The sequence below is a fragment of the Nostoc sp. CALU 1950 genome, assembly GCF_051172895.1.
Taxonomy (GTDB): domain Bacteria; phylum Cyanobacteriota; class Cyanobacteriia; order Cyanobacteriales; family Nostocaceae; genus Nostoc; species Nostoc edaphicum_A.
The window spans coordinates 26,416-43,504 of record NZ_JBDNJQ010000029.1; the positions used below are offsets into that span (position 1 = coordinate 26,416).

The window sequence follows — 17,089 nt, forward strand, 5'->3', positions numbered from 1 at the left end:
CCTCTAAAGCTACCTTAAATTCTTACAGTCTTAGCCAAGAGGAAAGTTAATATTAACTATAATTTCTGATACTTATGACTATCAGGAATTTGCTTTCCCAATGATATATGTTACTAGTTTTCAATGGAAGTTTACTTTTAAATAAGCAGAGTTTGTTTATTTAAAGATGTACTTTTTAATTGAATCTATGAATTATCTCACCTTAGTAAAAAAAATACAATACCAATTAAGACAGTTAAGAGGACAGTTAAGAGGACAGTTAAGACAGTTAAGACAGTTAAGACAGTTAAGAGATATCCACTCGGTAAATTGGGGTAAAAACAAAAAATAAAATGTAAATTGGTTTATACTGCGTTATAGAATATGAGACATAGTTATAGAATATGAAACGTAGCGCAAAAATTATTTGCTGAAAACTTATTAACTGCTGCCAACTCTCGACACCAAGGAGATTTCAGCAGATTTAATGAATGCGTCATAGTAGAAATATTGGGCTAAATAATACCTTCACAAGCATGTTTACAGATTTGTGATAAAAAGCCTATAATTCTCCAAAAAGCCCAACAATTACACTAGGTCAACTTGCTATTTTATTTATGGCTATAATGCTTATTTAGTAAGAAATTGAGCCTTAAAACTACTTCCATATAACTAGCTTAATTATTAGCTAAAGTCTTAGTTTAGTTTCAGAATATGCCAACCCAAGTTGTTCAAGCTCAACCTTCACCAAATGCTTTTTTAGGTTTTATTCAATTTTGGAAAGACGTAAAAGCAGTCGCACAACCTTACTGGTATCCATACGAGCCAGGAGACAGAGCATTTTCAGAGGTGATTCGCTCATGGGGAATGCTTATTCTCCTGATATTATTAATAATTGTGCTTGTTGGTGCAAATGTTTTTAATAGCTTTATTAATCGCTATTTGGCGGATATCATCATTCAAGAGAAGGAAATCTCTAAATTTTATGATGCTTTACTGCTTTATGGTTCAGCTCTAGCATTAGGAACTCTCTTAGCCGGGTTCTCCAGACTAGTGAGAAAAAAAATTGCTCTAGATTGGTATCAATGGCTGAATAATCAGATTTTATCAAAATATTTAAACAGTCGAGCTTATTATAAAATTAACTTTAGGTCTAATATTGATAATCCAGATCAACGTTTATCTCAAGAAATCGAACCCATTGCAAGCAATGCTTTAAGTTTTTCAGCTACTCTCCTGGAAAAAATACTGGAGATGACAGCTTTTTTATTAATTCTTTGGTCAATCTCTGAGTCTGTTGCACTGATTTTAGTTACTTATACGGTTATAGGCAATTTTATTGCTGTCTACTTGACCCAAGAATTAAATAAAATTAATCGAGAAGAACTCGAAGCGAAAGCTGACTACACCTATTGCCTGACTCATTTACGCACTCATGCTGAATCAGTAGCTTTTTTTCGAGGAGAGAAGCAGGAATCAAATATTATTGCCCGTCGATTTAGTAATTTGATAAAAAATGCTAAACGCAAAATTGATTGGGAGAAGAATAGCGAGATTTTTAATAGAGGTTATCAATCTGTAATTCAAATATTTCCATATATAGTATTTGGTCCTTTACAAATTAGAGGTGAAATGGAATTTGGAGAAATTATCCAAGCATCTACATGTTGCTATTTTTTCGCTAATGCTTTAGGTGATTTAATTAATGAATTTGGGAATTCTGGGAGATTTTCTAGCTATGTTGAACGGTTATCTGAATTTTCAAATGCTTTAGAAGAAGTAACTAGAGAACCAGAAAATGTTAGTACTATTAAAACAATAGAAGAAAACCATCTCGCTTTTGAGAATGTCACCTTACAAACGCCTAACTATGAACAGGTAATCTTTGAAGATTTGTCGTTGTCGATTCCGCCAGGTGAAGGTTTATTGATTGTTGGACCAAGTGGTCGAGGTAAAAGTTCTCTATTGAGAGCGATCGCTGGTTTGTGGAATGCTGGGACTGGCCGCCTAGTGCGACCTCCTTTAGAAGAAGTCTTGTTTTTACCCCAACGTCCTTACATAATTTTGGGAACTTTGCGCGAACAGTTACTTTATCCTAATACTAATCGTCAGATAACTGACGTAGAACTCAAAGCAGTGTTACAACAAGTCAACCTGCAAAACTTACTTAGTCGAGTCGATGGCTTTGATACTGAAGTTCCTTGGGAGAATATATTATCGATAGGAGAACAACAACGCTTGGCGTTTGCACGACTGTTAGTGACTCATCCTAGCTTTACTATATTAGATGAAGCAACGAGTGCTTTGGATTTGAAAAATGAAGGAAGTTTATATCAACAGTTGCAATCAACGAAAACAACATTTATAAGTGTTGGACATCGGGAAAGCCTGTTTGATTATCACCAATGGGTTTTGGAATTGTCACAAGATTCTAGTTGGAAACTTGTGACTGTTCAGGATTATCGAAATCACAAAGCAAGTATTACTAAATCCCCAAAAGCTGCTCAAATCAAAATAGATGATTCATCTCAATATAAAGCTACAAATAAGTCACAAATAAGCACAAACAAAAAGCTTACTCATAAAGAAATGAATGAACTAACGTACTATTCCCTTAGCACTATTAGAAGCAAGGCAAGCAAAGGAGAGTGTATAACTACTAAGGACGGCGTTAGCTATGGATATGATAAAGATCCCAAAGTATTGAAATGGGCGAGAGTTTAATCGCCGCTATCCTTGAGAAGTCAATAAAGTAGTTTGTTCAAACAGTTAAAATACTTAAACTTTTTAATTAAATAATCATGCGAAGGAAGGGAAGAAAGCAGTCTCCTCTTCTTCCAATTATTAATGCCAAAAATTTGGACAGGATAAATATTAAATAACTTTTTAATAAAAAATACATTAAAAATTTGTATCGATTTCTATTTTGAGAAAAACCTAATTTACAAGATATGAATGACAAATTTTCCATGCTAAAGACAACCCAGTGGCAAGCAGTAAATGACTGCGAGATGAATTCTAAAAACTTTCAAGCATTGCTGAAAAATGAGATTCCATCAATTCGTATTTCTCAATTTGCTTCATTTGAAGAATGCCATAAAATAGCTATGGCAATTGAAAAAGTTGGGTTTGATTTTTATAGAAATGTAGAACCACCAATAGGAAGAATTGGAATTACCCAATTTGAATATAGAAATAGGGATAAGTCGGGATACTTTGATGCGGTTGAAAAAGCTACGATAACTTATAATAAGGTAACTTCTTTATCTTTTGATCCGCTAAAACGGTTAGGAACAATTCTCCATCAGAATGTATCAAATAAAGTACAAACTGCTTATGAAAATGAAGTATATGGGTATTATTTTGCAGGATTGATACGTCATATCAATGTTGCCTTGCTGCACATAGACTTTGCCCCATTAGATGCTCCAGATTGGGGAATAGGAAATGTTACCTCACAGCTAGTATGGAATTTATATGTAAAAGCGCCTACCCAAGGTGGTATATGCAAAGTCTACAACCGTCAGTGGCAACCCGAAGATGAAAAATATAAAATTCCTGGTTCGTATGGCTACGATTTTTCCTTAATAGCTAACTCACAAGTAAAGCATAATATTCCACTAACAGGGGATTTGGTTATCTTTAACAGCCGTAATTTTCATGAAGTCTTGCCAGGCATTGGAGAACGTATAACAATTAGCTCTTTTATTGGACAAAAACCTAGAGGAGATTTAGTTCTTTGGTCGTAAGTAGAACGACTTGAAAAAACCAATCTATGTTAAGTAATGTAAGAAAAATAAGATTCAGTTCATAGTAAGGACTTTAGTCCTTTCTTGAGAACTAAAGTTCTCACTACAAACCTTTAATTATTTACCCTGTTCTACTTAAAGGCAAAAAAATTAGAACCTATAAAGGATAAAAGTAGCGGTGCGATGTAGAAGTTGAGTGTTATTTGTTTGTGTACTAGCGAATTCTATTCGCCCAATACCTTCTAAACATTCTCTAAGGAGTTAGTCAATATCGTGAGATGGAAATATATCAATCAGAATTAAATCATGTCGCTAATTACCAAAGTTGATGAATTATTCGCCCGGTAGATAAACTTGTATTCAGCAAGCACAAGCAAACCTCGTGTTGCTGAATATGGGTATGAATTGAGTTTGACCAAAGTTGAAATTTAAATGTAAGGAACTGTATTATGACTGCTGCTTCTAACCAGATTAAATCGCCGGTGTGGGATAACAAACAAGAGTATCCCTTAACTACAGAATCTTTAAAAATGCTGCTTGAACAGCAAATTCCTCTGATTCGACTGAAAGAATTTGCCACGCCCGAAGAGTGTGAGATGTTATATGCTCAATCTCAATTGCTTAACTTTAACGCTTATGAAGATGTGAGTCCTAAAATTGAAAAAGTTGGCATTACAGTGTTTGAATACAACAGCATTAGTAAAGCAGGTTATTTTAAAGAAGTAAAAAAAGCTACTAAATTAAGAGACTCTATTACATCAGCCTCCTTCAATCCATTGGAGCGCATAATGGAGAAGTTCCGAGAGTGCGGCGCGAAGGTGCGAATTGCTTCTGAACCATTCTACGGGAGTTATTATGCAGGATTGATCAGAAAAATAGAGCATGGTACCCAACTTCATATTGACTTTGCTCCTTTGGAGCAATCTGAATGGGAAATTTGTACAATTACTGCTCAACTTTCCTGGACTTTGTACTTGAAATTGTCTGACAATAATCAAGGTAAAACGTGCATTTACGATCGCCGTTGGAAACCAGAAGATGAGCAATATAAACTCGATTCCTACGGATATAGTGATACGGTAATTGCGGATGCAGACATGATCTCGTTCCAACCTTATGTCGGAGATGTATTGCTTTTCAATACAAGCAACTTTCACTATGTTGAGCCGATGCATGGGCAACGTGTGGCTTTCACTTCCATGATTGGATTACTTCCTAACGGAGAAATTATTTTCTGGTCTTGATAGGAGGCAGGGGAGCAGGGGGCAGGAAGCAGGGGGAATAGAAAATTCTAGTAACCATAATTAACAATCCATCACCCTGGCTCATAAAACGCTAATCCCCCTGCACCCTGCCCTCTGCTCCCTGCCCCCTGCCTGCCCCCTGTCCAAATATAGTGAGGTAATGATTCATGCCCAAAGCAGCTGTGATGACTGCACCTAATCAACCAGTTGAAGTTCAACAATTACCAGACCCAATTCTGGAAAAGGGTGGAATCATTATTGAAACCTTATATTCTGAGGTTTGTGGAACTGATGTACATTTACTACGTGGGCATTTAGAGGGAGTACCCTATCCAATCATCCCTGGCCACTTCAGTGTTGGTCGTGTGGTGGAAACAGGTGGTCAGGTTAGCGATGTCAATGGTAAATTAATTCAGCCTGGGGCGATCGCAACTTTTCTTGATGTTCACGAAACTTGTTACAACTGCTGGTATTGTCTAGTAGCCAAAGCATCCACTCGCTGTCCACAACGCAAGGTTTATGGTGTCACCTACTCAGCCAAAGATGGATTGCTAGGTGGTTGGTCTGAACTGATTTACCTCAAACCTGGGGTTAAAGTTCTAACTTTACCCGAAGAAGTCTCACCAAAGCAATTCATTGCTGGGGGATGTGCTTTACCAACTGCACTACATGCGATAGATCGAGCGCAGATTCAAATTGGTGATGTTGTCGTGGTGCAGGGTTGCGGGCCTGTGGGTTTGAATGTGGCAATTCTAGCTTTACTCTCAGGTGTGGGCAAAGTAATTGTCATTGATAAATATGAGAGTCGATTATTAGTTGCCAAATCTTTCGGCGTAGATGAAACCCTTGTAATTCAAGCTAACGATCCACGACAACATCTTGAGCGAGTTTTGGAATTGACGCACGGACACGGTGCTGATGTCACTATTGAAGCCACAGGCATTCCCATTGCTGTTAAAGAGGGCTTAAATATAACTAGAAATGGAGGTCGCTATGTTATTGTCGGGCATTACACTAACACGGGTGAGATTCTCATCAATCCACATTTAGAGATTAATCTAAAACATATTGATATTCGCGGAACTTGGGGAATTGATTTCAGCCATTTTTACAGAATGATTGAATTACTAAAACGTCATAGTGATTCCAGTAAAAATATTGCTTGGGAAAGTATAATCAGTCGTTCATACACACTACAAGAAATTAATCAAGCGCTGGCAGATGTTGAGCAAGGCTCTGTATTAAAAGCTGTGATTCAACCTAATCTACCTTGATGCCACCATATCAAATGACTTAGAGAATAGGGAAAAGATATGCTCGGAAATTTACAAATTGCCTTTATCGGCGGTGGGACGATGGGCGAAATGATAATGGCTAGATTGCTATCAACAAAAATTGTTGAAAAACCTGAGCTAATTATTGTCAGCGATCCATTGCCTGCACGTTGCCTTCATTTAGAAAAGGAATATGAAATACGTACTACAACCTGCAATATAGAAGCTGTCCAAGGTGCATCTATTGTGATATTAGCAGTGAAGCCGCAGGTTCTAGCCTCTGTTATGGCTATGCTGAAGGATAAAATTTCACCTGATGCTTTAGTAATTAGTATTGTGGGTGGAGTGAGTATTCCATCTCTGTGCCAAGGGTTGAATCATCCTGCTGTTGTCCGTACAATGCCGAATATTGCAGTCCAAGTTGGTCATGGGACTACGGTGTGGAGCGCATCATTAAGTGTGACAGAGATACAGCGATCGCATACCCAAGTCATTTTACAAGCGTTGGGCAAAGAATTTGTTACCCAAAATGAACATTACCTTGATATGGCAACGGCGTTGAGTAGCGCGGGAACTGGATTTATATTTCTGTACATCGAGGCGATGATTGATGCTGGGGTTCAGATGGGTTTAACTCGGACACAAGCCGAAGAACTAACATTGCATACGATTGCTGGCAGCGTAGAACTTATGTTGCAGACTCATGAACATCCAGCAGTCTTACGAAATAAGGTAACTAGTCCTGGAGGAGTGACTGCTGTTGGCCTTTACGAGTTAGAAAAAGGTGGTATGCGAACTGTTATTTCTAATGCAGTGCTTACTGCCTTGAGCCGCACTCAACAATTAGGTAATAATATTAGTTGAAAAACTATGCTCGACTGGAAAGATAGTTCCGAGTTGTAAGTGCTGAGTAGAGGTTCCTCACTCGGTACTTATTACTGATTATCCCGCGCTAAAAACAAGAAGGATATGTTTTTACCTTCTATCCTACTTCTGTAGTTAATATTGTCAAAATCAAAAATACTTTAACAAGAGACGAAATTGGCCTCACAGATTATGATAACTGGTAATGTGTAACAACAGTAATAACATTAATATAATCGGGATTTTTAATACAATAATATTTATGAGTCGGATTATGGTCAGGCGTTTAGCATAAAATCTGGTCTATCATCACTTTAACACCTTGTTAAATAATCGTTCTCAAAGTTAAAAGTCGAATAGAGAGATTTATCTATGTCTACAGTACTTGCTTATCTTGAAGATACATATAAATTCACTGATAATGCTCACATTGAGTATGTTGCCGATGATGAACGGGGTTCTTTTTGTGTATTAGATAGCACTGTGTTTTATCCGCAGGGTGGTGGCCAGCCCTCAGATATAGGCAATATTGAAGCAAAAGGAGTTCAGCTTCCAATCAGTTTCGTAAGCTTTGTAGATGGAGATGTTCGTCATTATGGAGATTTTTCATCTATATCCTTAGAAAAAGGGGAAGAGGTAACTTTATATGTTGATGAAGCCCATCGTATGCAAAATGCTAAGGCTCATACAGCTGGACATCTTATGTACACCATAATCGAATCCCTAGATAAAAATCTAATCGCAGTTAAAGGATATCATTTTCCAGATGGTTCCTATGTGGAGTTTCAAGGAAGCCCTGCGTTTGAAAATACGGAAATATTTATCGCTGAAGTTAATACAAAAATTAGTGAAGCTTTAAATGAAGCTACTAGTGTAGAAGTTTCACTGATTACACCAGAAAAATTAGCAGTACGTTGGTCTAACATACCCAATAATTTACCTCCAGGAAAACCTTTAAGAGTAGTGACAATTGACAATTTCCATCCCACTCCATGTGGGGGGACTCATTTAAAATCACTTAATGAATTAAAAAGTGTAATAGTTACTAAAGTAAAACGTCAAAAAGGAAATCTCAAGATCAGTTATAAATTTGAGTAGATTTAAACGTATCTCCTCAATAATTCGAGGTAGGCAATAATTCTGCTTGCCATGACCAACCTAAGAGGTTGTTTGAAAAGTGTTTCGCTGTGACTTTAGGCACTTTTAGATCCCCCCTAACCCCCCTTAAAAAGGGGGGAACCAGAATTAAAGTCCCCCTTTTTAAGGGGGATTTAGGGGGATCTAAAATTTTTGATACTGACAATAGAACTTTTCAAACATCCTCTAAGGAATGAAGAGAAACTTGGAAGCTAGTAATAGTTGCCAGAAGTAGAATTATTTTAGCCTTAAAGGTGAGCTGCGCCTACGCACACATACTCAAAAAAGTTAATTTCCAACTTCTGAGTAGTGGCAAGAAGAAATTGCTTAAATCCCCAAATTTTAAAAAATTTGGGGGATTTTTTTGTTTACGAATGAATAATTCATGATCTAAACTGGTCAATTACGCAGACTCGAATGTGCTTGGGAAATTGAACAGGCGATTGTTGCAACTTATCAAGTGCAAAGTGAAGTTTCAGCAGTCTGTCCGCCTACGTAGACCTTATTTGTATAACCGCAAATTTCATTCATTCGCATATAAGATTACTCAAAGACTACTGTTCTATTACCATATACTAATACACGATTTTGCAAGTGCGATCGCACCGCTCTTGCTAATACAACTCTCTCCAAATCTTTGCCTTTTCTCACCAAATCATCAACTTCATCCCGGTGACTAACTCGCACCACATCCTGTTCAATAATTGGGCCTGCATCTAAATCAGCAGTGGCATAATGAGCCGTCGCCCCAATAATTTTTACCCCACGTTCAAAAGCTCGGTGATAGGGATTTGCTCCGATAAAAGCTGGTAAAAATGAGTGATGAATATTAATAATTTGCGGAAATTGACTAATAAAATCTGCACTAACAATCTGCATATATTTCGCCAACACAACTAAATCTATTTTGTACTGGCGTAGTAATTCTAGTTGTTGGGCTTCTTGTTCTGATTTATTGTCTTTAGTAATAGGAATGTGCTGAAAGTCGATATTAAATTGCTCTGCCACTACCTTTAAATTAGAATGGTTACTAATAATTAAAGGAATTTCAGCCACAAATTCTTTAGCACGTTGTCGCCAAATCAAGTCAAATAGACAATGGTCTTGCCGACTTACCCAGATAGCTATGCGTGGTACTGTATCAGAAAAACGTATTTCCCACTTAGCGCCTAAAGGTTGGGCGATTGCATTAAAAGCAGGGGCAATAAATTCTCGCGGTAAATTGAACCCATCTAACTGCCATTCAATGCGCGTGAGGAATAACCCAGCGGCAAAGTCTGTATGCTGATCTGCATGGATAATATTACCACCGTTAGAGTAGATGAAATTGGCAAATTTCGCCACCAATCCCCGTTGATCTGGGCAGGAAATTAGCAGTGTTGCTGTCGGATTTGTCATAGTAACTTAGAAAAACTAGTGAGATTTGAAGTCAAATTGATGTTAAAAAGACGGCTATAAACCTCCAATTTCATTCGCCTTGGCTCTAAGTTGACTGTGCGTTACCGAAACATACCACAGAAAGTGTAATTGCTCATTTACCATTGGTCGGAGTTGGTAAAGGGGTGCTGAGTCCAGGTAGTTTCTGACTATTATCTACAGGTTGTTTCCACTCTGATAATTCCCGATTCACAGCATTTGCAAAATCTGTAGATACCAATAGTACATTTATATTTCCATCGGGTTTTGTAGCTGGATCGGCTTGAGCATACAAAAAGCTACCGTTAAAGTTAGATTTGCCCAAAATCAACTGATAGCTTTGTCGGTTTTTCAGGGTGATATTGATAGTTGCTTGGGGTTGATCTAAGGCAAATTCTCCAAGCTCTTTTGCTGGAGTTGATAAAGTGCGATCGCTATTACCTTTGACCAGCAAATCCATTAAATAAGAAACAATAGCGTCATTTGCTGGGCCAGATATCGGAGATTTGATTAACCACTTGGGGTTACTAGATTCAGGGCTACGTTCCAGATTCAAGGTGAGTTTTTTTGTCTTGACCGTTAATGACTGGACATCATCTTCTGCAAAAGAGAAAATTTTCTGCTTTTGCTCCTTGGTTTCTTCTCGCACAGTTGCGCCACGAATTTCATAGAAGTAAACAAAACCACCTAAACCCAGGGCTAGCAGTATCAAAATTAAAGTCGTTCGCGGCAATTTCATTTTTTGGTCATTGGTCATTGGTCATTGGTCATTTGTTATTGGTGAGGAGTTAATATTTATAACTCCTAACTCACTTTTTACCGTCGTTTCCACCAGAGAATAACTGCGATCGCAAACCCAATTAAGGGTAAAACTAATAAAGACGACACTATTAAAAGATTGCCTTGGGTAGTAGTCAGGGTTATTCGACGGTTTTTTGGTTCTTTGGGGCGAATGGAAAGGGGCTGTTGATCCTGTTGACTCAGCCAAGTAACTGAGTTGAGGAATACATCTCCATTTAGTTGCTGTTGAAACAAGCCATTAGTGGCGAAGTTAGAATTTCCTAAAACCACTAACCGTGACTCGGTGGCTGTTTGAGATGAGGGAGTGGGGGAAGGAGTAGGAGTAGGGGAGGTGGAGGGAGTGGGGGGAGCTTGAGCTTGGGTGGTTGGTGATGGTAGGGGTGAAGGTGTTGGTGAAGCTTGGGGAGTGGTAGCAGATTTAGCTGCTTGTTTTCTTGTTAAGGCAACACCCAAGGTAAGAGGCCCTTGGAGGTCTTTATCTGCATTAAACTCCAATTTTTCGCTTTGGAGGTCGCTTTCTGCCCAACTGCTGGGATAGGGTTTGGTTCGCAGCAAAGGAGTCGCTTCAACACCTGGTACAGAGGTAATTTCTAGTGGTCGTGCAACTGGATAAAAAGAATTACCGTTACCGAAATCTTTGGTAATTGGATGTTGTCCGTATTCTGTAACTAAGGGGGTGGCAGGGCCAAGTCCTATGACGCTTTCACCTGAAACATCGACTGCTAAACGATTATCTAAACGAACACCCCACTCTTGTAGCAAGCTGTTAAGTTTGGGATCGGTATTAGGGTCAATCATCAACAGTAAGTTACCGCCACGATTCAGATATTCTTGTAAGGCTTTGACTTCGCCCTCAAACAGCCCTCGCTTGGGGCCAGCTACTATGACGACAGCGGCATCTTGAGGAACTTTGGAGGTTTCTGCTAGATTCAGCGGAGATGTTGTAAAGTTTTTGTCGCCTAATCCCTGAACTGCTTGTGATATTGCATCTTTACCAGCCGAAAGTTGGCGTTCGCCATGACCTTGGAGTAAGTAAACTTTGGCTGTGGTTGAACTTGTTAGTTGTTGTAGGCGACTAGTTAATCTGATTTCTGACAGACGCTCATTTTGATTAACTGTTTGCACTAATTGCCGTTTATCACCAGATTCTAAATAAACTTCCCCATAATCTTTGACGCCAAACTTTTCTGCAAGTCCTGGTCTTGTTTGGGGGTCAATATACTCATATTTAAATTTTGAGCTTTGTCGTTGATAATTTTCTAGCAATTCTTGGTCTTGGGGATTCTGGTTAATATCAAACACCCACACTTTAACCGGCTGTGGTAATGCACTTACTAATTCCCGTGACTGGGGCGCAAGGGTAAACAATTGAGCTTCTGTTAAGTCTGCCCGCAAGTGATAGCGAGTTCCCAAAAAGTTAATCAATCCCAATATTGCCAATACTGCTAAAGTTGCCACTAGGGCATTAGTTCCAGCTTGGGTAGAACGACGCTTCCACCAGTTAGTCTGGTAGCTTTGCCATATTATCCCCAACCCACTAATCACAAGTCCTGCAATTATAAATGCTAATGGAATTAGTCCCCACTGTTCAGAGACTAATCCAACTGTTAAACCGACCGTAATTAGGAATGGGCCTAACCAAAATAAATATTTCCACAGTTTATTTTTTGCAACTATCTTCATGTTATTTGTCATTGGTCATTTGTCATTTGTCATTTGTCATTGGTCATTGGTCATTGGTCATTGGTCATTGGTCATTGGGCGTTGGTCTAAAAATAGTGACAAGTAAAAATATATGGACGAGAATTGAGTGACTAAAAATAAGTAAAGTAAGCAAGATAACTGAATAAATGGCAGCAAAGCGTTTCCAAGAATTACAGGTTTATCAATTATCAGAAAAGTTGGCTGATGACATTTGGAAAATTGTTGAAGGATGGAATTTTTTTGCAAAAGATACGATTGGTAAACAGATTGTACGTTCGGCAGATAGTATCGGTGCGAATATAGCAGAAGGTGTAGGAAGAGGTAGTTTTCAAGACAATAGACGTTTCATAAAAATAGCAAGAGGCTCTCTCAATGAAACTCAACATTGGTTAAGACGAGCTTACACTCGTAACCTTTTAACTACCGAACAGATAAATGCAATCAAAACAATCATTAACGAACTAGCACCAAAATTAAACTCCTACCTAAACTCAATTGGCAATGTACCAGATAACAAATGACCAATGACCAATGACAAATGACTATTGCCTTTGAAAGCGCAGTGCATCAATTGATTGAGCGGTGAGAAATATGCCCAAAAAAATATAACTGGCGAATAAAATGAAGGTGCTGGTATCAAAAATACCTTGGATTAAGGTGTTGTAATGTTTTAGCAAAGATAGATAACCTAAAGCTTCGCCGATGGGGCCAGGGACAATTTTGCCGATTAAATCAATCAATAACAATAATAAGATTACTGCAAAGGTAAGAACGGCAGACAGAATTGTGCTGTCTGTTAATGAGGAAATAAACATTCCTACAGATAAAATTGCTGCTGCTAGCAAGATTAATCCCAAATGACCCAATAAGGGAATTGAGGGTGCCATTGGTGGATTTGAGCTGCTGATAGCGATCGCTTCAAACACTAGCATGGGTATGACCATCGAGGTAAAAAATGTTAGCACGCCTAATAATTTACCTACAGCTACCGCCCAATTGGTGATTGGTGAGGTGGCTAACAGTTCTAAAGTACCCCGCTTCCGTTCTTCGGCATAGAGTCCCATTGAGAGTATTGGCAGGATAAACAACAATAGCCACCCCATACGATCTAAAAATGCTCGGACAAATTCGTAAGGGACATCTATCGGCGGTACTGGTACTCCCAGTTGTTGCCCTTGTGCATCTATTGCCGCGACTCCTAGCAAAATGCCGTCTGGCCCTAGCAAAATCATCACGAAGAATAACCCCGCAAGGAACCAAAATATGCCTGCGATCGCATAAGCTAAGGGCGATACAAAATAACTCTGCAACTCCCGGCGATAAATAGCAATGATATTACTCAGTACTACACCCATTTACGCTGCCTCTCCTTCTTTCTCTGCTGCTAAGTCTACCTCAGTCTCGAAATTCTTTTCTTCTGTGGTCAGTTGCAAGAATACGTCTTCTAAGGTAGCGTTTACTCGCCGCAGTTCATGTAAACCAAATCCTGCACGCACTAATGTTGTAACAATATCCTTTCCTGGTTCTTTTCCCGGTTGCGATATTACCCGCAGGTAAGCGCGATTTGCCTGGGGTTGATGACTCGCTGTCGGAATTGATTCTATCAGGCTCACACCTGCGACTTTTTGCAATACCTGTTTCGCTAGGGCAGCTTCTCCTTCTATTTCAATTTCATACCCAGAACCACCTGTCAACTGGGTCATCAGATTTTCTGGTGTATTAGTTGCTACGACTTTACCGCGATTGATGATGGCGACGCGGCTACAAGTCATACTCACTTCTGGCAGAATGTGGGTGGAAAGAATAATTGTGTGAGTCCCAGCAAGGCTTTTAATTAAATTCCGCACCTCAATTATTTGTCGAGGATCGAGTCCAACTGTGGGTTCATCGAGAATGATTGCTGGGGGATCGTGGACGATCGCTTGAGCAATTCCGACTCTTTGGCGGTATCCTTTTGAGAGTTTGCGGATAATTACCTTTCGCTTATCTTCTAGGTTGCAGCGTTCGATGGCGGCTGTTACCTTGTTGGGGCGATCGCCTGCTGAAACTCCTTTAATTCGGGCAACAAAATGCAAAAATCCCTCCACCGTCATGTCTGGATACAACGGTGGTGTTTCGGGTAAATAACCAATTCGTTGGCGTACAGCCAGGGAATTTTCATGGACATCATAACCAGCAATCCGGGCATTACCATTGGTTGCTGGTAAATAACCAGCCAGAATCCTCATGGTTGTGGTTTTTCCAGCGCCATTGGGGCCCAACAATCCTAAAATCTCCCCAGGTTCGACGCTAAAGGTGACATCAGTAATTGCTGGGGTGGAACCGTATATTTTACTCAGATGTTCAACTTCAATCATAAAATCTCATACACAATATCAATTCTTTCAGCCTTTACTCCCTTAAAAAGGCTCAAATACCCTGGTTTCTGTGTTTGAACACAAATTATTAGCATAATTGCGTACTCAGCAATTATGTTCAACTCTGGGAGCGAGAATCTACCTCTATTATGTCTAAAGTAAATAACTCGCACCTGCCTAAAGGCTGAACCCGCATTTCTCACTCTTCTCAAGGCGTTTGATGGAGCAGAGAAGAAGTAATGAGTAATGAGTAATGAGTAATGAGTAAAAACTTCTTACTTCTTACTCATTACTTCTCCCCTGCACAAGCGCAGGCTTTAAGAGGTGTGGTGAGAAATCCGGGTGAAGTGGGAGCTTTCAGAGGTCTGTCTTTTTTAGATAATCATTCTCATGAAAATTAATGTTAAAAATAATTCTGAAGACACATCCTTTATACCCAGACTTAAGCTAGATTTAACCTATTGTTAACCTATTGACTTGATCTAGCTATTGGGTAATCAGGTAAATGACTAAAAATATTAGTAATCGTGAAAAATTAAATATTGTCGCTAAAGTATCTCCTAATTTAATCTCTACAGAACAAAGCAACTAAGATGGCACAGTCAACGAATTCACAGCCCTCTGGTGGGTTGCAAATAGTTCATGTAACTACCGGGCGCGTGCGATTCCGCACCACTGACAGTAGTTTGAACTCAATATTGGACAGCATAGCCCAAGATTTACGCTCCTTAGAGGGAGTGAGAGAAGTTGCTGTGAATGAGCAAACTGGCAGTTTGGTAGTTAATTTTGATGAAGATAAGCTGTCATTACCGCAAATTTTGGCGCTAAGATCCGATATTGAGATTCAACAGCCGCAAGCTTCATCTGATTCACCTAGCAAAACCGATCCCTTTGCTGCTTGGAAATCGCCTTTATTTTGGAAAGAGCAGGGTGTTTCCTTAATTCCGATGATGACAGGCTTGGCGGTAACAGGAGGGTTAGGAATTCATGGCTGGGTATCGATTCCAGTTTATATGATTGCGGCGGATGCAACCCGTGGTGTAATTGGTTATCTTGGCTCTCAAGTTCCGATATCAGAAAAAAACGAGGGTAATAATACCAGTTTTGCGATATCGCAATTATCAAAAGAGGAACGCCAATCTACTATCCAACCAGAAAAATCAACAAATAATCTTGAGAAAGCTAGCGAGGTGGCAGCACCTGCAAAGATTGAATATAGCGTAATCCATGCAATTAGCGGGCGTATTCGCTTCCATGTGCCAAAAATCGCTCAAGATCGAGCTTATGGGCGGCGACTTGAGAGAATAGTGAAAACCGATGCTGAAGTTACAAGTGTGCGGATGAATTTTGATGCAGCATCGATCGCGATCGCTTATCAGTCTCGTGAGATTCCATTATCTTATTGGGTAAGTTTGATGGAATTAGCGTTGGAGACAAATCCACCAACGCAGCCAATTACAACGGCTAACCAATCCCTCCAGGAAGTTAGTCAGACGAATCAAATTACAGACGCAACAACGTCACATCAAACAAGTTTAAATCTTAGTCAGACTCCTGAAGTTATCAACTCAACAACAGCAAGCGAAATAACTTCAGAGTTATCCAGTCTGTGGACTAACTTAAAACCGCCTGCGATGTTTTTCTCATTAGGCATTATGGCGAACTTACCCTTGGGAACCTAATATACAGTTTCAAATTGCGGAATACTGGAGGGGAATTATGGCTGTATTAAATTTAGAATCGGTAGCAGATTTAGACAAAAAACCAGAGCCAACAGTCACAGACAAGATTAATTACCCAGCAACGCCGCCTTCAAGGGTAGTGTATAGCATTATTTGTGCATTTCCTGGACAAGTGGCGTTTTGCATCCCTCAGATTAGCGAAGATCCAAAATATGTGGAACGTCTTGTTGCCTTGCTTGCTAATGAGCCTTTGGTAATAGATCGGCAAGTCAATAATACTACGGTAGGGTCAATTGCCATTACCTATAAATCTGATACAGTGTCAGATGTTGATATGCGATCGCATTTGGCTAATTTGATTCAGTTGGCTGGTAATGAAAAAGTGTTACTAGCAACTGCAAATCAGTTGAAACCATACTCAGCGTTAGTGGCAACAGAAGATAGGCAGGATAGAAAGCCAGCAATGCAACCACATAAGCAGAACTCAGCAACATTCTCTTTATCTTCTGCGGATGCATCAGTCTCTAAGACTAAAAGCAATTCGGTTTCTTCGGCTGATTCTGTAATTCAACAAGCAAGAAAGCCTGCAAAAGTAGCTTATAGCATTGCTCATGCCATTCCCGGAAGAGTGCGGTTTCGTGTGCCTCGAATTGCCTGCGATCCCAAATATGTCCAACGGTTAGAGGCATTACTCAAATCAGATTCGACAGTTACCAGTGAGCGAGTTAATAGCGCTGCGAGATCAGTTGTTATTACCTATAAAACTGGAACGATGCGGGATTCTCAGAAGCGAGTACAAAGCTTTTTGTCAACACCAATATCTCATCTAATCAATTTAATTGAATCTGCCAATGATCCCGCCACAGCCATAAGTTAGCTAAC

At 39.4% G+C, this 17,089-nt stretch carries 14 protein-coding genes; 9 read left to right on the forward strand and 5 right to left on the reverse strand.

The genetic code is table 11. The features are described from left to right. The first annotated feature begins 693 nt into the window (after positions 1-693). The 6 genes from ABF638_RS10910 (at position 694) to ABF638_RS10935 (ending at position 8,208) form a co-directional block, all read left to right on the forward strand. Complete coding sequence (locus tag ABF638_RS10910) at positions 694-2,703, forward strand: ABC transporter ATP-binding protein/permease (protein WP_435022727.1); 2,010 nt, start codon at positions 694-696, stop codon at positions 2,701-2,703. Positions 2,704-2,930: 227 nt separating this feature from the next. Continuing rightward, positions 2,931-3,728: a 2OG-Fe(II)-dependent halogenase WelO5 family protein gene (locus tag ABF638_RS10915; RefSeq protein WP_435022729.1), complete on the forward strand. Its 798-nt coding sequence runs from the start codon at positions 2,931-2,933 to the stop codon at positions 3,726-3,728. A 449-nt stretch (positions 3,729-4,177) separates the two neighbouring features. Next, on the forward strand, positions 4,178-4,972 hold the full coding sequence (locus tag ABF638_RS10920; protein WP_435022731.1) for a 2OG-Fe(II)-dependent halogenase WelO5 family protein: 795 nt from the start codon (positions 4,178-4,180) through the stop codon (positions 4,970-4,972). A gap of 167 nt (positions 4,973-5,139) precedes the next feature. After that, positions 5,140-6,246 (forward strand): zinc-binding dehydrogenase, encoded by a 1,107-nt coding sequence (locus tag ABF638_RS10925; RefSeq protein ID WP_435022733.1) that lies wholly within the window; start codon positions 5,140-5,142, stop codon positions 6,244-6,246. A 39-nt stretch (positions 6,247-6,285) separates the two neighbouring features. Continuing rightward, on the forward strand, positions 6,286-7,110 hold the full coding sequence (gene proC, locus ABF638_RS10930) for a pyrroline-5-carboxylate reductase (protein WP_435022735.1): 825 nt from the start codon (positions 6,286-6,288) through the stop codon (positions 7,108-7,110). 372 nt (positions 7,111-7,482) lie between these two features. Beyond that, positions 7,483-8,208, forward strand: coding sequence for an alanine--tRNA ligase-related protein (locus ABF638_RS10935; RefSeq protein WP_435022737.1), 726 nt, complete (start codon positions 7,483-7,485; stop codon positions 8,206-8,208). 582 nt (positions 8,209-8,790) lie between these two features. On the opposite strand, the gene purU is transcribed toward ABF638_RS10935, so the two are convergent. From purU to ABF638_RS10950, 3 genes are all read right to left on the reverse strand, one after another. Then, on the reverse strand, positions 8,791-9,645 hold the full coding sequence (gene purU / locus ABF638_RS10940) for a formyltetrahydrofolate deformylase (protein WP_229466265.1): 855 nt from the start codon (positions 9,643-9,645) through the stop codon (positions 8,791-8,793). A gap of 133 nt (positions 9,646-9,778) precedes the next feature. Then, complete coding sequence (locus ABF638_RS10945; RefSeq protein ID WP_435022774.1) at positions 9,779-10,402, reverse strand: DUF4340 domain-containing protein; 624 nt, start codon at positions 10,400-10,402, stop codon at positions 9,779-9,781. Between the two features lie 77 nt (positions 10,403-10,479). Continuing rightward, a complete protein-coding gene (locus ABF638_RS10950) occupies positions 10,480-12,147 on the reverse strand; it encodes a GldG family protein (protein ID WP_435022776.1) in 1,668 nt (555 codons plus the stop codon). Positions 12,148-12,314: 167 nt separating this feature from the next. Here ABF638_RS10950 and ABF638_RS10955 point away from each other — a divergent pair, with 167 nt between their 5' ends. Beyond that, positions 12,315-12,689, forward strand: coding sequence for a four helix bundle protein (locus ABF638_RS10955; protein WP_435022740.1), 375 nt, complete (start codon positions 12,315-12,317; stop codon positions 12,687-12,689). A 21-nt stretch (positions 12,690-12,710) separates the two neighbouring features. On the opposite strand, the gene ABF638_RS10960 is transcribed toward ABF638_RS10955, so the two are convergent. Together ABF638_RS10960 and ABF638_RS10965 are read right to left on the reverse strand one after the other, a co-directional pair. Further along, positions 12,711-13,523: an ABC transporter permease gene (locus ABF638_RS10960; RefSeq protein WP_435022742.1), complete on the reverse strand. Its 813-nt coding sequence runs from the start codon at positions 13,521-13,523 to the stop codon at positions 12,711-12,713. Continuing rightward, entirely contained in the window at positions 13,524-14,525 is a 1,002-nt protein-coding gene (locus tag ABF638_RS10965) for an ABC transporter ATP-binding protein (RefSeq protein WP_435022744.1), read from the reverse strand. A 593-nt stretch (positions 14,526-15,118) separates the two neighbouring features. Here ABF638_RS10965 and ABF638_RS10970 point away from each other — a divergent pair. Together ABF638_RS10970 and ABF638_RS10975 are read left to right on the forward strand one after the other, a co-directional pair. Then, positions 15,119-16,207: an HMA2 domain-containing protein gene (locus tag ABF638_RS10970; protein ID WP_435022746.1), complete on the forward strand. Its 1,089-nt coding sequence runs from the start codon at positions 15,119-15,121 to the stop codon at positions 16,205-16,207. A 37-nt stretch (positions 16,208-16,244) separates the two neighbouring features. Further along, positions 16,245-17,084, forward strand: a complete 840-nt coding sequence (locus tag ABF638_RS10975; protein ID WP_435022748.1) for a hypothetical protein — start codon at positions 16,245-16,247, stop codon at positions 17,082-17,084. Positions 17,085-17,089 lie beyond the last annotated feature (5 nt).

Coding starts and splice junctions, on each gene's coding strand:
- ABF638_RS10910 (WP_435022727.1), top strand. CDS start 694: ATGCCAACCCAAGTTGTTCAAGCTCAACCTTCACCAAATGCTTTTTTA.
- ABF638_RS10915 (WP_435022729.1), top strand. CDS start 2,931: ATGAATGACAAATTTTCCATGCTAAAGACAACCCAGTGGCAAGCAGTA.
- ABF638_RS10920 (WP_435022731.1), top strand. CDS start 4,178: ATGACTGCTGCTTCTAACCAGATTAAATCGCCGGTGTGGGATAACAAA.
- ABF638_RS10925 (WP_435022733.1), top strand. CDS start 5,140: ATGCCCAAAGCAGCTGTGATGACTGCACCTAATCAACCAGTTGAAGTT.
- proC (WP_435022735.1), top strand. CDS start 6,286: ATGCTCGGAAATTTACAAATTGCCTTTATCGGCGGTGGGACGATGGGC.
- ABF638_RS10935 (WP_435022737.1), top strand. CDS start 7,483: ATGTCTACAGTACTTGCTTATCTTGAAGATACATATAAATTCACTGAT.
- purU (WP_229466265.1), bottom strand. CDS start 9,645: ATGACAAATCCGACAGCAACACTGCTAATTTCCTGCCCAGATCAACGG.
- ABF638_RS10945 (WP_435022774.1), bottom strand. CDS start 10,402: ATGAAATTGCCGCGAACGACTTTAATTTTGATACTGCTAGCCCTGGGT.
- ABF638_RS10950 (WP_435022776.1), bottom strand. CDS start 12,147: ATGAAGATAGTTGCAAAAAATAAACTGTGGAAATATTTATTTTGGTTA.
- ABF638_RS10955 (WP_435022740.1), top strand. CDS start 12,315: ATGGCAGCAAAGCGTTTCCAAGAATTACAGGTTTATCAATTATCAGAA.
- ABF638_RS10960 (WP_435022742.1), bottom strand. CDS start 13,523: ATGGGTGTAGTACTGAGTAATATCATTGCTATTTATCGCCGGGAGTTG.
- ABF638_RS10965 (WP_435022744.1), bottom strand. CDS start 14,525: ATGATTGAAGTTGAACATCTGAGTAAAATATACGGTTCCACCCCAGCA.
- ABF638_RS10970 (WP_435022746.1), top strand. CDS start 15,119: ATGGCACAGTCAACGAATTCACAGCCCTCTGGTGGGTTGCAAATAGTT.
- ABF638_RS10975 (WP_435022748.1), top strand. CDS start 16,245: ATGGCTGTATTAAATTTAGAATCGGTAGCAGATTTAGACAAAAAACCA.